We start from the raw sequence: 14,169 nt of genomic DNA, 5'->3' as shown, positions 1-14,169 counted from the left end.
ACGGATTTAAGAATGTCGCTGAAGGCCCCGGTTGACCCCGAGACCGCCCGATCGTTGTCCACCGCCATGCGCGACGGCTCGCAAGCCGCGCACGACGCCGCGGAGGGCTCCACCTTTGTGTCGGAATTGATGGGCGGCAACGTCAACGAAGACGGCTACGCCGACTACCTGGCACGGCTGCGGATGGTCTATGCCGCACTGGAGGAAGCGATGCGACAGCGCCGCGACAGTGAGTTGGTGGCGTCGGTCTACGACCCCGAGCTGGAGCGGGTATCGGCCCTCGACAGCGACCTCGATTTCTGGACCAACGGGGCCTCCCGGGCCGTCGATTCGCCCGCCGCGCAGGCCTACTGCGACCGGATCGCCATCGCCTCAGACGGCGCCCTGCTGGCCCACCATTACACCCGCTACCTGGGGGATCTGTCCGGCGGCCAGGCTATCGGGCGGGTCCTTGACCGCACCTTCGAGCTTGAGGGCCGCGGCTTGTCGTTCTACGAGTTCCCGATGCGGCCCAAGCCGTACAAGGACGCCTACCGCGCCCGCCTGGACGGACTCGGCCTAGACCCTGACCAGGTCGAGCACGTGGTCGACGAGGTCAAGGTCGCCTTCCGGCTCAACCAGGAGCTCTTCGACGAGCTGGCCCTGAATCTGGCCTCGTACCGGCGCTGATACGTCAGCCGTTGAGCCAGCGGCGCTGATCGGCGGCACGCTCGCGCAGGCCGGCCAGCTGATCGGCGACGCGCTGCGGCGCGGTTCCGCCCCGGGCATCACGCGAGGCCACCGAGCCTTCGACGGTCAGCACTTCGCGAACCTGCGGAGTCAACTCAGGGCTGATGGCGGCCAGTTCGGCGTCGTCCAGTTCGTCGAGGCCCACGCCGCGCTGTTCGGCAGTCCGCACCGCGGCCCCGGCCGCCTCATGCGCCACGCGGAACGGAACACCTTGGCGTACAAGCCATTCGGCAATGTCGGTGGCCAGGGTATAGCCTGCCGGTGCCAGTTCCGCCATCCGCTCGGTGTCGAACCGCAGCGTGCCCACCAGTCCGGCCATCGCCGGCAGCAGCAGCTCGAGCTGCGTCGCGGAGTCGAAGACCGGCTCCTTGTCCTCCTGCAGGTCGCGGTTGTAGGCCAACGGCTGCGCCTTCAGCGTCGCCAGCAGACCGGCCAGATTGCCGATCAGCCGACCGGACTTGCCGCGAGCCAACTCGGCGATGTCGGGGTTCTTCTTCTGCGGCATGATCGAGCTGCCGGTAGACCAGGAGTCGTGCAGCACGGCATAGCCGAACTCCGTTGAACTCCACAAGATGATGTCCTCGGCAAGCCGGGACAGGTCGACGGCGATCATCGCGAACACGAATGCAGCCTCGGCCGCAAAGTCGCGTGCGGCGGTGGCGTCGATCGAGTTGTCCGCGGCCGCAGTGAAGCCGAGTTCGGCCGCGATCGCGTCCGGATTCAGGCCCAGCGACGAGCCGGCCAGCGCCCCCGAGCCGTACGGCGAGATCGCGGCGCGCCTGTCGAAGTCGACAATCCGGTCCACGTCGCGCAGCAGTGGGTGGGCGTGAGCCAGCAGATGGTGAGCCAGCAGCACCGGCTGGGCCGACTGCAGGTGCGTCTTGCCCGGCATGATCGCGCTCGGGTGGGCCGCGGCCTGGTGGGCCAGCGCGTCCACCACGTCGAGTGCCCCGGCGGCGACACGGCGTACCGCGTCGCGCAGCCACAGCCGAAACAGCGTGGCCACCTGGTCGTTTCGCGACCGACCGGCACGCAGCCGGCCACCCAGTTCCGCGCCCACCCGGTCGATCAGGCCGCGTTCCAGCGCGCCGTGCACGTCCTCATCGGTGACCAGCGGTCCGAAGCTGCCGTCGGCCACATCCTCGCCCAGACTGTCCAGCCCGGCCAGGAGGCCATCACGTTGCTCGACGGTCAGCAGCCCCGCGCCATAGAGCACCTTGGCGTGGGCCTTGGATGCCGCGACGTCGTAAGGGGCCAGCACCCAGTCGAAGTGGGTGGACTTGCTCAGCGCCGCCAGCGCGTCGGATGGTCCTTCGGCGAACCGTCCGCCCCACAGTGATCCCTCGTTGGTGCTCACCCCAGATCCCGGCGGGCGGAGATCTTCGAGCTGAGCCCGTGGATCTGCACAAAGCCCCGCGCCGCGCTCTGGTCGAAGGTGTCGCCCTCGTCGTAGGTGGCCAGGTTGAAGTCATAGAGCGACTCCGCGCTGCGCCGGCCGTTGATGATGATGCTGCCACCGTGCAGGACCAGGCGAATGTCACCGGACACGTGCTGCTGGGTGTCCTCGACGAACACCTCCAGCGACCGCTTGAGCGGGCTGAACCACAGGCCGTCGTAGGTGAGTTCGCCCCACTTGCGGTCGACGCCGCGCTTGTAGCGGCCAAGTTCGCGCTCCAGGGTGACGTGCTCCAGCTCGGTGTGCGCGGTGATCAGCACCATCGCGCCGGGCGCCTCGTAGATCTCGCGGCTCTTGATACCCACCAGCCGGTCCTCGACCACGTCCAGGCGGCCCACGCCCTGCGCGCCGGCACGAGTGTTGAGCTCCTGGATGATCTCCAGCACGCTCAGCGGGCGACCGTCGATCGCCACCGGGCGGCCCTTGTCGAAGCTGATGATCAGCTCGTCGGGGGCGTTGAAGTTGACCGTCGGGTCCTCGGTGTAGTCGTAGACGTCCTTGGTCGGGGCGTTCCACAGGTCTTCGAGGAAACCGGTCTCCACCGCACGGCCCCAGACGTTCTGGTCGACGGAGAACGGCGAGCGCTTGGTGACGTTGATCGGGATGTCGTTCTGCTCGGCGAACGCGATGGCCTTCTCCCGGGTCCAGGCGTAGTCGCGGACCGGGGCGATGACGTTCAGTTCGGGAGCCAGCGAGGCGAAGCCCACCTCGAACCGCACCTGGTCGTTGCCCTTGCCGGTGCAACCGTGGGCGACGATGGTGCCGCCATGGCTGCGCGCGGCGTCCACCAGGTGCTTGACGATCAGCGGGCGGCTGATGGCCGAGACCAGCGGGTAGCGGTCCATGTAGAGCGCGTTGGCCTTGATGGTCGGCAGGCAGTACTCGTCGGCGAACTCGTTGCGGGCGTCGACCACGACGGCTTCCACCGCTCCGCAGTCCAGGGCCCGCTGGCGTACCACCTCCATGTCCTCGCCACCCTGGCCGAGGTCGATGGCGACGGCGACCACTTCACGGCCGGTCTCCTTGCCGATCCAGCTGATCGCCACCGAAGTGTCCAGGCCGCCGGAATACGCCAGGATGACGCGTTCGGACATCGAGTTCTCCTTGCTCTGTGTTGCTGTGTCTTGCTGAGTGCTACTGGTCTTATTGCAGGTCGTTGAGGGTGGCGGCTAGCTCGGCGCCGGTCATCGGCTCCCGGGCCGCCACGAAGATGGTGTCATCCCCGGCGATGGTGCCGACGACGTACGGTAGCGCGGCCCGATCTATGGCACTGGCCAGGTAGTCCGCGGCGCCGGGCGGGGTGCGCAACACGGCCAGGTTTCCGGTGGCGTCGGTGGACACCAGCAGCTCCCCCAACAGGCGGCACAGCCGGTCGGTGCCGCCGGACACCGCGCGCACCGGGCTGCCGTCTTCGGGTACCACGTACACCCCGGCGCCGCCATCGACACCACGCAGTTTGACGGCCCCCAGCTCTTCGAGGTCCCGCGACAGGGTGGCCTGGGTGACCTCGATGCCCTCGGCGGCTAGGATCGCCGCCAGTTCGGTCTGGCTGCGCACCGCGGCGGCGGACAGCACGTCGACGATGCGGGCCTGACGGCCCACCCGCGTGACGGTGCTGTCGGCTCGGCTCATCGTGATCGTTCCAACAGCCACACCAGCAGCGCCTTCTGTGCGTGCAAGCGGTTCTCGGCCTCGTCCCACACCGCGCTGCGTGGCCCGTCGATCACCGCGTCGGTGATTTCGTCCCCTCGGTGCGCCGGAAGGCAGTGCAGCACCGTGACATCGGAGTCGGCCAGTGCGAGGAGTTCGTCATTGATCTGGAAGGGCCGAAACGGTGCCACCCGGTCCAGGCCGTCGTCTTCCTGGCCCATCGAGGTCCAAGTGTCGGTCACCAGGACGTCCGCACCGGCGGCGGCCGTGGCCGCGTCGGTGGTGAGGGTGACCGAGGCCCCGGTCTGGGCGGCACGCGCCTGCGCGGCGGCGACGACGCCCGCGTCGGGGGTGAAGCCCTCGGGTGCGGCCACGGTGACGTGCACGCCGGCGGTGACGCCGCCGAGCATCAGCGAATGCGCCATGTTGTTGGCGCCGTCGCCGAGGTACGCCAGCTTCAGGCCTGCCAGCGCACCTTTGCGTTCGGCGATGGTCTGCAGGTCGGCCAGCACCTGGCAGGGGTGGAACTCATCGGAGAGCGCGTTGACGATCGGCACCGTGGCGGTGGAGGCCATGGCGGTCAACCGGTCCTGGGCAAAAGTCCGCCACACGATCGCGTCGACATAGCGCGAGAGCACCTGTCCGGTGTCCTCCAAGGTTTCGTCGCGGCCCAGCTGGGTGGACCGGCCGTCGACCACGACGGCGTGTCCACCGAGTTGGGCGATGCCGATCTCGAAGGAGAACCGGGTGCGGGTGGAGTTCTTGTCGAAGATCACCGCCACCCCGCGGGGGCCTTCCAGTGGCCGCCGACTGAACGGCGCGGCTTTGAGTTCGGCTGCCAGGGCGAGGATCTCAGCCTGCTCAGCCGGCGTGACGTCGTCGTCGCGAAGGAAGTGGCGGATCACTGTGCAGCCTCCTGGGCGGTGTCGAGGATGCCCGGCAGGGCGGTGATGAAGCTGCCGATCTGTTCATCGCTGACGATCAGCGGCGGTGCCAGTCGCACCACACCCGCTGCAGCGGCGTTGACCAGGAAGCCCGCCTCGCGTGCGGCGAGTTCGACGGCCTTGGCCTTGGGCGCGGTCAGCACCACGCCGGCCAGCAGGCCCTTGCCGCGGACGTGGTCGACCAGTGGGTGTCCCAACTCCTCGATGCCGTGGCTGAGCGTCTTGCCCAGCGTGCCGGCCCGAGTGATCAGGTCGCCGTCGGCCAGTGTCCGCAGCACCGCCAGTGCGGCTGCCGTGCACACCGGGTTGCCGCCGAAGGTGCTGCCGTGCAGGCCCGGGGTCAACAGGTCTCCGGCCGCGCCGACGGCCACACAGGCGCCGATCGGCAGTCCCCCGCCCAGGCCCTTGGCCAGCGTGACGATGTCGGGGACGATGCCGTCGTGCTGGTGGGCGTAGAACGCCCCGGTGCGCCCGATCCCGGTCTGGACTTCGTCGAGCACCAGCAGCGCGCCGTGGGCCGCGGTGATGCCGCGGGCCTCGGCCAGGTAGCCGGCCGGCGGGGTGACCACGCCGCCCTCGCCCATGATGGGCTCCAGGAACACTGCCGCAGTGGTCGCATCGACCTCGGCGGCCAGTGCCTTGGTGTCGCCGTAGGGCACGTGCACGACCTCGCCGGGCAGCGGCTCGAACGGGGCCTGCTTGTCGGGTTGCCCGGTCAGTGCCAGCGAACCCATGGTCCGGCCATGGAATGCCCCTTGGGCGGCAACGATCTTCGTCTTACCGGTGAGGCGGGTCATCTTGAAGGCGACTTCGTTGGCCTCGGTTCCCGAGTTGCAGAAGAAGACCCGCGCCGGGACGCCCAGGTGATCGACCAGTCCCTCGGCCAGGGCGATGCCCGGTTCGGTGGCATACAGGTTGGAGGTGTGGCCCAACGTGTTCAGCTGGGTGGTGACGGCCTCGATCACCGCCGGATGCCGATGCCCCAGCACGTTGACCGCGATGCCGCCCAGCAGGTCGACGTAGCTCTTGCCCGACTCGTCGATCACCACCGCGCCGTCGCCGCTGACCAGAGCCAGTGGCGGGGTGCCGTAGTTGTTCATCATCACCGCGGACCAGCGGTCCTGCAGGCTTTTCATGGGCTTACCACCTTGGTTCCGGTGCCGGCGTTGGTGAACAGCTCGACGAGCACACAGTGTTGGACGCGACCGTCGATGATGTGGGCGCTGGGCACTCCACCGCGGACCGCGCGCAGGCAGGCTTCGACCTTGGGGATCATGCCGGATTCCAGTTTCGGCAGAAGTTGCGCCAATGTGTCGGTGTCGATCTCGCTGACCAGCGAATCGGTGTTGGGCCAGTCGGTGTAGAGGCCGTCGACGTCGGTGAGCATCAGCAGCTTCTCCGCCTGTAGCGCTTCGGCCAAGGCAGCGGCGGCGGTGTCGGCGTTGATGTTGTGCACCACGCCTTCGGGGTCGGGTGCCAGGGTGGAGACCACCGGAATCCGTCCTGCGGCAATGAGGTCCAGCACCGCGGCGGTGTTCACCTGGTCGACGTCGCCCACCAGGCCGATGTCGGTGTCGACACCGTCGACGCTGACACTGCGCCGGATCGCGGTGAACAGTGCGGCGTCCTCTCCGGTGATGCCGACCGCGTAGGGCCCGTGCGCGTTGATCAACCCGACGAGTTCGCGGCCGACCTGGCCGAACAGCACCATGCGCGCCACGTCGAGCACTTCGGGTGTGGTGACCCGGAATCCGCCCTTGAAGTCGCCTTCGATGCCGAGCTTCTTGAGCATGGCGCTGATCTGCGGGCCCCCGCCGTGTACCACCACTGGCTGGATGCCGCAGTTACGCAGAAACGCCATGTCGGCGGCGAAGGCGTGCTTGAGAGTGTCGTCGGTCATGGCGTTGCCGCCGTATTTGACGACGACGATCTTGCCGTAGAGCTGCTTGAGCCACGGCAGGGCTTCGGCCAGGACTTGGGCCTTGACGGCGGTGGTCGGTTCACTCATGACGAATACGCGGAATTCTCTTCGACGTAGGCGTGCGACAGGTCCGTGGTGCGCACACTGGCCTGCCCGCTGCCGAGGTTGAGTTCCACCGTCACGTTGATGTCGGCACCGGACAGGTCAACCTCCCGCGCTCCCGGCATCGGCATGCCTTCGCTGAACACCGGGAAGCCGTTGAACGACACGGTGATCCGGTCCGGGTCGATGGTGAACGGCACCATTCCGACGGCGGCCAGCACCCGTCCCCAGTTGGGGTCCGAGCCGAACAGCGCGGTCTTGACCAGGCTGTCGCGGGCCACGATCCGGGCGGCGGTCAGCGCGTCGGCGTCGCTGTCGGCGCCGCTGACGGTGATGCTCACCCGCTTGGTGACGCCCTCGGCGTCGGCCTGCAGTTGGGCGCACAGGTCGTCGCAGACGGCGCGCACTGCGGCGTCCAGGTCTTCCTGGCTGGGGGCGATCTCACTGGCACCCGACGCCAGCAGCAGCACGGTGTCGTTGGTCGAACAGCTGCCGTCGATGTCGAGCCGGTCGAACGTCACCGCGGTGGCCCGCCGCAGGGCAGTGTCCAGGGCGTCAGCATCGACCTTGGCGTCGGTGGTCAGCACCACCAGCATGGTGGCCAGCGACGGCGCCAGCATGCCCGCGCCCTTGGCCATGCCGCCTACGGTCCAATCCCCGTTGTGATGCAACGCAACCTGTTTGGGGACGGTGTCGGTGGTCATGATGGCGCGCGCGGCTTCGTCTCCGCCGACCAGACCACCGGCCATGGCCTGCACCACCTCGGTGACTCCGGCCAGCAGCTTGTCCATCGGCAGGCGGTCACCGATCAGCCCGGTGGAGCAGACCGCCACCTCAGCGGCCCCGGTCTCGGTGCCCCACTCCGACAAGGCCGCGGCGACCGCCTCAGCGGTGGTGTGGGCGTCTTGAAACCCGCCCGGGCCGGTGCACGCGTTGGCGCCGCCGGAGTTCAGGATCACTGCCCGCAGGCGGCCGCCCTTGAGCACCTGGCTGCTCCACAGCACCGGCGCGGCCTTGACCTGGTTGCTGGTGAACACTGCGGCGGCCGCGTAGTCCGGTCCTTCGTTGAACACCAGTGCCAGGTCAGGTTTGCCGGAAGCCTTGATGCCGGCGGCGATTCCGGCGGCCCGGAAGCCGCCCGGTGCGGTGACGCCCTGCTCGCGCAGCAGCTTCGTCTGGGTCATGGCGCCACTCCCACTGTCGATAGTCCTTCGGTCTCGGGCCAACCCAGCGCGAGGTTCATCGCCTGGACCGCTGCCCCACCGGTGCCCTTGACCAGGTTGTCGATCGCGGCCACGGCGATGAACGTCGAGGCGTCCTCGTCGACGGCGATCGCCAGGTGCGCGGCGTTGCTGCCGATCACCGATCCAGTCTTGGGCAACTGTCCCTGCGGCAGCAGATGCACGAAGGGTTCGTTCTGGTAGGCCTTTTCGTAGGCCGCGCGTAGTTCGGCCAGCGGTGCCGTGGTCTTGGCGGTGCAGGTGGCCAGGATGCCCCGTGACGTCGGGATCAGCACCGGGATGAACGCGACGCTGACGTCGCGGTGCGTGACCGCCCGCAGTCCCTGGCTGATCTCGGGAGTGTGCCGGTGGGCGCCGCCGATGTTGTAGGCCCGCGCCGATCCGATGACCTCCGAACCCAGCAGATCGACTTTGGCGGCCTTGCCGGCTCCGGAGGTACCGCTGACGGCGACCACCGTGACGTCGGGCTCCACCAAACCGGCCGCGATGGCGGGGAACAGTGCCAGCAGCGCCGCGGTGGGATAGCAGCCCGGCACCGCGATGCGCCGAGCATCCTTGAGCTGGTCGCGGCCGCCGGGCAGCTCGGGCAGCCCGTAGGGCCAGGTGCCGGCGTGCGCCGAGCCGTAGAAGCGTTCCCAGTCGCCGGCGTCACCCAACCGGAAATCCGCGCCGCAGTCCACCACCAGGGTGTCGTCGGAGAGTTGTTCGGCCAATACAGCTGAATGCCCGTGCGGCAGGCCGAGAAACACCACGTCGTGCCCGGCGAGGGTGTCGATGTCGGTGGGCTCCAGGACGCGGTCAGCCAGCGGCACCAGATGCGGATGTTGTTCGCCGAGCGTGCTCCCGACGTTGCCGGCGGCGGTCAGGGCGCCGATGCTCAGCCGGCCGTCGGCGTAGGCGGGGTGTCCGAGCAGCAGCCGCAGGATCTCCCCGCCGGCGTAGCCACTGGCACCGGCCACCGCCACTTTGATCGCTTTGGTCACTGGGCGATTCTGCATGATTATGCGTCTATACGCAAACTAATAACGGGGCGGTTGCGGGGCATCCCGACCCGATCGCTGACGGTAGTCGACGCGTCAGGTGGAGGCGGAGTCGCGGTAGGCCTCCAACAGCCGTAACCACACCTCACTGATGGTCGGAAAGCACGGCACCGCGTGCCACAGCCGGCTGATCGGCACCTGACCCGCGACGGCGACAGTGGCCGAATGCAACAGGTCGGCCACACCCGGCCCCACGAACGTGACACCGAGCAGCAGTTCACTGTCGGTGTCGACCACCATGCGTGCCCGCCCGCGATAGCCGTCGGCATGCAGCTTGGCGCCCATCACTGCCTCGCCGATCTCCACGTCCACCACCTGAATTCGGTGGCCGGCCTGCTCGGCCTCCGCAGCGGACAGGCCCACCGCGGACGCTTCGGGGTCGGTGAAGAACACCTGGGGCACGGCATGGTGGTCGGCGGTGGCCGCGTGCTTGCCCCACGGTGCGGTGTCCAGGGGCGTTCCGGCCGCCCTGGCCCCGATCGCGTCGCCGGCGATGCGTGCCTGGTATTTGCCCTCGTGGGTCAGCAGCGCCCGGTGGTTGGCGTCGCCGCAGGCATAGAGCCAGCCGTCCTCGACCGCCCGCACCCCGCAGGTGTCGTCCACCTCCAGCCAGTCACCGGGACGCAGGCCCACCGTCTGGAGCCCGATGTCGTCGGTGAGCGGAGTGCGGCCCGTCGCGAACAGGATCTCGTCGACCTCCAGTTCACTGCCGTCGGTCAGCTCCAGGCGCACCGGGCCGCCGGCGTCGGGACGGGCCAGCCGGGCGACCGAGACACCGGTGCGCACGTCGACACCGGCATCGGCCAGGCCCCGGGCCACGTATTCGCCGACGAACGGCTCCATCCGCGGCAGCAACCCCGATCCACGGACCAGCAGGGTCACCGCCGAACCCAAACCCTGCCAGGCGGTGGCCATTTCCACGCCCACACCGCCGGCTCCCACCACAGCCATGCGCTGGGGCACCGAGGTGGCCTCGGTGGCTTCGCGATTGGTCCACGGTCGGGCCTGCGCCATGCCGGGCAGGTCTGGAAGCGCCGCTCGGGTCCCGGTACAGACCACCACCGCGTGCCGGGCGGTCAACGCCACCTCACCGGTGGAACTGGTGACCACCACGCGACGCGGACCGTCCAGACGGCCGTGGCCGCGCACCAGCGTCGCCCCGATCGCCTCGATCCAGTCCGCCTGCCCGGAGTCGTCCCAGTCGCCCACATAGTGATTGCGCCGGCCGAAGACCGCGGCGGCGTCGATAGAGGAACTCACGGCTTCACGGGCGCCGGCCACCCGGCGGGCGTCATCGAGGGCCAGCACCGGACGCAGCAGGGCCTTGCTGGGCACACAGGCCCAGTAGGAACATTCACCGCCGATCAGTTCACGTTCCACGATCGCCACCGTCAGTCCGGCGGCGCGAGCGCGGTCGGCGACGTTCTCCCCGACCGGTCCAGCGCCTAGGACGACGACGTCAACGGTTTGAGCCTGCTGCGTCATATGTCCGAATTCCTCTCGGCCAGAGTGTGCGTCCAGCATGCCTGGCGGCTCCCGAGGAATCTAGCCCCGCAGCGCGGCCCCCACGGCCTCTCCGGCACGGGCGACGGCGGCATCGCGGGCGGCGCTGGCCTCGTCCTCGGTCAGCGTGCGGTCGGTGGCCCGGAAGCGCAGCGCGAACGCCAGCGACTTGCGGCCCGCACCGACCTGGGGTCCGGTGTAGACGTCGAACAGCGCGATGTCCTCCAACAGCTCCCCGGCGCCGTCACGGACGGCGTCGGCCACCGATTGCGCGGTCACCTTCTCATCGACCACCAGGGCCAGGTCCTGGAACACCGCCGGGAACGGGGAGACCCGTGGGGCGGGCAGCGCCACGGTCACTTCGACGGCGTCCAGGTCGAGTTCGACCGCACAGGTGCCCTTGGGCAGGCCGGCACGTTCGATGACGGCCGGGTGCAGTTGCCCGGCGTGCCCGATCACGGTGTCGCCGACCAGCACCTCGGCGCAGCGGCCGGGGTGCCAGGGCAGGTGGGCCGCGGAGCGCAAAGTCACCTCGACGCCGCTGGCACGGGCGATCACCCGGGCCGCCTCGATGGCGTCGGCGGCCTCGACGGGCCGCCCCGGCCCCCACGGGCCACGGGGTTCGGCCAGGCCGGTCAGTGCTACCGCGATGTGCTGCGGCTGACGCGGCAGGGCGGCGTCGATCCCGGCGATCTCGGCATCGGTCGGGCGTCGGGCGGGGGTGACGGCCGGGAACTCGGCCGGACCTGCCGACTGCACCACCTGGGCGATGGCGAACAGCGCCACATCACTCATGCCACGAGACACGTTGCGGTTCAAGGCTTCCAACAGACCGGGCAGCAGGGTGCTGGCCAGCTGGGGCCGATCGGCCTCCAGCGGGTTGAGCACCGAGACGGTGTTGCGGCGTGGGTCGTCGGCGGCCAGGCCCCAGGTGTCGAACACCCCGGCGGGCAAAAACGGCGTGCCGAGCACCTCCACGTAGCCGGCCAGGGCCAGCGACTTGCCGATGGCGCGGCACCGGCGCTGGGTGGGGGTCAGGCCGCGTCCGGCCGGTGCCGCTGGCAGCACCGACGGGATGGATTCCAGGCCCTCGAGCCGCAGTACTTCCTCGACCAGGTCGGCGGGCTGGCGCAGATCCGGCCGCCAGCTCGGTGGAGTGACGGTCAGTGTGTCGCCCGCGATCGCCACCTCGCAGCCGATCTGGGTAAGCCGGCGCACGGTGGTTCCCTCGGGGTAGCTCACTCCCGCGGTGCGGTCCGGTAGGTCGGCGGCGATCTCCACGGCAGCCGGGTTCCAGTGCTGTACAGCCGGTTCACCGCGCCAGTCGGTCAGCCCGGTTCCGATCACTCCCCCGGCGATGTCGGCCAGCAGCGTCGCACAGCGATCGAGTACCGCCACCGAGATGGCCGGGTCCACCGAGCGTTCGTAGCGCCGGGCGGCCTCGCTGGGCAGGTGCAGCCGCCGAGCGGTTCGCGACACCGCCGCCGGATCCCAGATGGCGGCTTCCAGCAGCACATCGGTTGAGTCGTCACGCATTTCGGTGCTGCCCGAGCCCATGACGCCGCCGATGGCCGCGGTGGCGACGTCGTCAACGATCAACACATCGGCCGCTTCCAGCGTGCGTTCGATGTTATCGAGGGTGGTGACGGTCTCGCCGGGGCGGGCGAATCGGACGTCGAATCCGCCGGTGATGCGCGCCCGGTCGTGGGCGTGCATGGGGTGGCCGAGTTCCACCATGACGTAGTTGGTGGCGTCGACGGCCGGCGAGATCGCCCGGATACCGCACAGTGCCAGGCGACGTTGCAGCCACCACGGCGAGACCGCCGCGGGGTCGATCCCGGTGACGCTGCGCAGCGCGAAGCGGCGCACCCCGGTGTCGGGTTGCACGGTCAGCGGCCACGCCTGGCCGTCGGCGGGCAGGGCCGCAACGTCGGCCGGGTCGGCGAAGTCCAGATCCAGAGCGCAGGCGAGGTCACGTGCCAGGCCACGCACCGACATGCAGTAGCCGCGATCGGGCGTGATCGCCAGCTCGTAGACCACATCATCGAGGCCCAACACCTCATGCGCGTCGGCGCCCGGCTGCGCGGTGCCGGCCGGCAGCACCAGGATGCCGGAGTGATCGGTGCTCAGCCGCAGCTCGGAGGCCGAGCAGATCATCCCGTCGGAGGTGCGCCCGTAGGTCTTGCGGGTGGCGATCGTGAAGTCGCCGGGCAGCACCGCACCCGGCAAGGCCACCACCACCAAGTCACCGACGGCGAAGTTGGTGGCGCCACAGACGATGTCGCGGGGCTCGGGTTCGCCGACGTCCACCCGGCAGGCCCGGATCGGCTTCTTGAACTCGGTGAGTTCCTCGATCTCGGCGACCCGGCCGACTGTCAGCGGTCCGGTGACCGGCCCCAGGGTGTGCACGCCTTCGACTTCGTGGCCGATCTGCAGCAGCGCCTGCTCCAGTTCGGCGGCGGTGATGTCGAAGCCCGGCGCGCCGGCGATCAGGGTCTCGCGCAACCAGCTGTAGGGAATACGCATCAGGCACCCACTCCGAACGGCAGGGAGAATCGGACATCGCCTTCGACCATGTCGCGCATGTCGGGGATTCCGTTGCGGAACTGCAGGGTTCGCTCCAGGCCCATGCCGAACGCGAAGCCGGAGTACTCGGTCGGGTCGATGCCGACCGCGCGCAGAACGTTGGGGTGCACCATCCCGCAGCCGCCCCATTCCACCCAGCCGGGGCCACCTTTTTTGCCCTCGAACCAGATGTCGACCTCGGCCGACGGCTCGGTGAACGGGAAGAAGTGCGGCCGGATGCGGGTCTTGGCGGCCGGCCCGAACTCGGACTGGGCGAAGGCGTCCAGGGTGCCGCGCAGGTGCGCCATGGTCAGGCCGCGGTCCACCGCCAGCCCCTCCACCTGGTGGAACACCGGGGTGTGGGTGGCGTCGAGTTCGTCGGTGCGGAAGGTGCGGCCGATCGAGACGACGTAGACCGGCAGCTCGCGGGCCAGCAGGGCGCGGATCTGCACCGGGGAGGTGTGGGTGCGCAGAAGCTGACGCGATCCCGGCGGCGCGATGTGGAAGGTGTCCTGATCACTGCGCGCGGGGTGGTCGACCGGGAAGTTCAGCGCGTCGAAGTTGAAGTGCTCGGCCTCGACTTCGGGGCCTTCGGCCAGTTCCCAGCCCATCGCGATGAAGGTGTCGGCGACGTGTTCGGCCAGCATGGTGATCGGGTGGCGTGCGCCGACGGGCTTGCGGGCCGAGGGCAGGGTGACGTCGATGCTCTCGGCGGCCAATACCGCGGCGTCACGTTCGGCGCGCAGCTCCCCCAGGCGCTCGTCGTAGGCGTGCTGGGCCTGCGTCCGGACGGCATTGACGCGCTTGCCGGCGTCGGCGCGCTCGGACTTGTCCAGTTTGGCCAGCGCCTGGCGGGCCAGCGCCAACGGCGCCCGGTCACCGAGGTGCTCGGTCTTGGCCTGCGCCAGCGCGTCCAAGTCGGCGGCTGCGACGAACGCGACCTGCGCCGCCTGCAGGGCTGCGGTCAGGGTGGAGTCGGAGACGACGGAGGGGTCGACTGGTTGTTCGCCCACGCGAC

The 14,169-nt window shown here is 69.4% G+C and carries 12 protein-coding genes; 1 reads left to right on the top strand and 11 read right to left on the bottom strand.

The window, feature by feature from the left end; genetic code table 11:
• Positions 1 to 12 precede the first annotated feature (12 nt).
• Positions 13 to 669, top strand: coding sequence for a biliverdin-producing heme oxygenase (locus G6N09_RS17185; protein WP_083025000.1), 657 nt, complete (start codon positions 13 to 15; stop codon positions 667 to 669).
• A gap of 4 nt (positions 670 to 673) precedes the next feature.
• Here the strand turns inward: G6N09_RS17185 and argH are convergent, their stop codons facing one another.
• The 11 genes from argH to pheS form a co-directional block, all read right to left on the bottom strand.
• The gene (gene argH / locus G6N09_RS17180; protein WP_083025003.1) at positions 674 to 2,086 is read right to left on the bottom strand and encodes an argininosuccinate lyase; all 1,413 of its coding nucleotides are present in this window, start codon (positions 2,084 to 2,086) and stop codon (positions 674 to 676) included.
• Positions 2,083 to 3,279, bottom strand: coding sequence for an argininosuccinate synthase (locus tag G6N09_RS17175; RefSeq protein WP_083025005.1), 1,197 nt, complete (start codon positions 3,277 to 3,279; stop codon positions 2,083 to 2,085). The genes argH and G6N09_RS17175 overlap by 4 nt, the downstream gene beginning before the upstream one ends.
• A 49-nt stretch (positions 3,280 to 3,328) precedes the next feature.
• Entirely contained in the window at positions 3,329 to 3,817 is a 489-nt protein-coding gene (locus tag G6N09_RS17170; protein WP_083025007.1) for an arginine repressor, read from the bottom strand.
• A complete protein-coding gene (gene argF, locus G6N09_RS17165; protein WP_083025009.1) occupies positions 3,814 to 4,740 on the bottom strand; it encodes an ornithine carbamoyltransferase in 927 nt (308 codons plus the stop codon). The genes G6N09_RS17170 and argF overlap by 4 nt, the downstream gene beginning before the upstream one ends.
• Complete coding sequence (locus G6N09_RS17160) at positions 4,737 to 5,915, bottom strand: acetylornithine transaminase (protein WP_083025011.1); 1,179 nt, start codon at positions 5,913 to 5,915, stop codon at positions 4,737 to 4,739. Before G6N09_RS17160 ends, argF begins: the two co-directional genes overlap by 4 nt.
• Positions 5,912 to 6,787: an acetylglutamate kinase gene (gene argB / locus G6N09_RS17155; RefSeq protein WP_083025014.1), complete on the bottom strand. Its 876-nt coding sequence runs from the start codon at positions 6,785 to 6,787 to the stop codon at positions 5,912 to 5,914. The genes G6N09_RS17160 and argB overlap by 4 nt, the downstream gene beginning before the upstream one ends.
• Positions 6,784 to 7,986: a bifunctional glutamate N-acetyltransferase/amino-acid acetyltransferase ArgJ gene (gene argJ / locus G6N09_RS17150; RefSeq protein ID WP_083025016.1), complete on the bottom strand. Its 1,203-nt coding sequence runs from the start codon at positions 7,984 to 7,986 to the stop codon at positions 6,784 to 6,786. The genes argB and argJ overlap by 4 nt, the downstream gene beginning before the upstream one ends.
• The gene (gene argC, locus G6N09_RS17145; protein WP_083025018.1) at positions 7,983 to 9,041 is read right to left on the bottom strand and encodes an N-acetyl-gamma-glutamyl-phosphate reductase; all 1,059 of its coding nucleotides are present in this window, start codon (positions 9,039 to 9,041) and stop codon (positions 7,983 to 7,985) included. Before argC ends, argJ begins: the two co-directional genes overlap by 4 nt.
• A gap of 78 nt (positions 9,042 to 9,119) precedes the next feature.
• Complete coding sequence (locus G6N09_RS17140; protein WP_109558896.1) at positions 9,120 to 10,607, bottom strand: dihydrolipoyl dehydrogenase family protein; 1,488 nt, start codon at positions 10,605 to 10,607, stop codon at positions 9,120 to 9,122.
• Positions 10,608 to 10,628: 21 nt separating this feature from the next.
• A complete protein-coding gene (gene pheT / locus G6N09_RS17135) occupies positions 10,629 to 13,112 on the bottom strand; it encodes a phenylalanine--tRNA ligase subunit beta (protein WP_083025021.1) in 2,484 nt (827 codons plus the stop codon).
• Positions 13,112 to 14,164, bottom strand: coding sequence for a phenylalanine--tRNA ligase subunit alpha (pheS, locus tag G6N09_RS17130; RefSeq protein ID WP_083025023.1), 1,053 nt, complete (start codon positions 14,162 to 14,164; stop codon positions 13,112 to 13,114). Before pheS ends, pheT begins: the two co-directional genes overlap by 1 nt.
• Positions 14,165 to 14,169 lie beyond the last annotated feature (5 nt).

The organism is Mycolicibacter minnesotensis (assembly GCF_010731755.1).
Taxonomy (GTDB): Bacteria; Actinomycetota; Actinomycetes; order Mycobacteriales; family Mycobacteriaceae; genus Mycobacterium; species Mycobacterium minnesotense.
The sequence above is the reverse complement of the archived record's forward strand: the minus strand, read 5'-3'. Positions and strand labels throughout refer to the sequence as shown.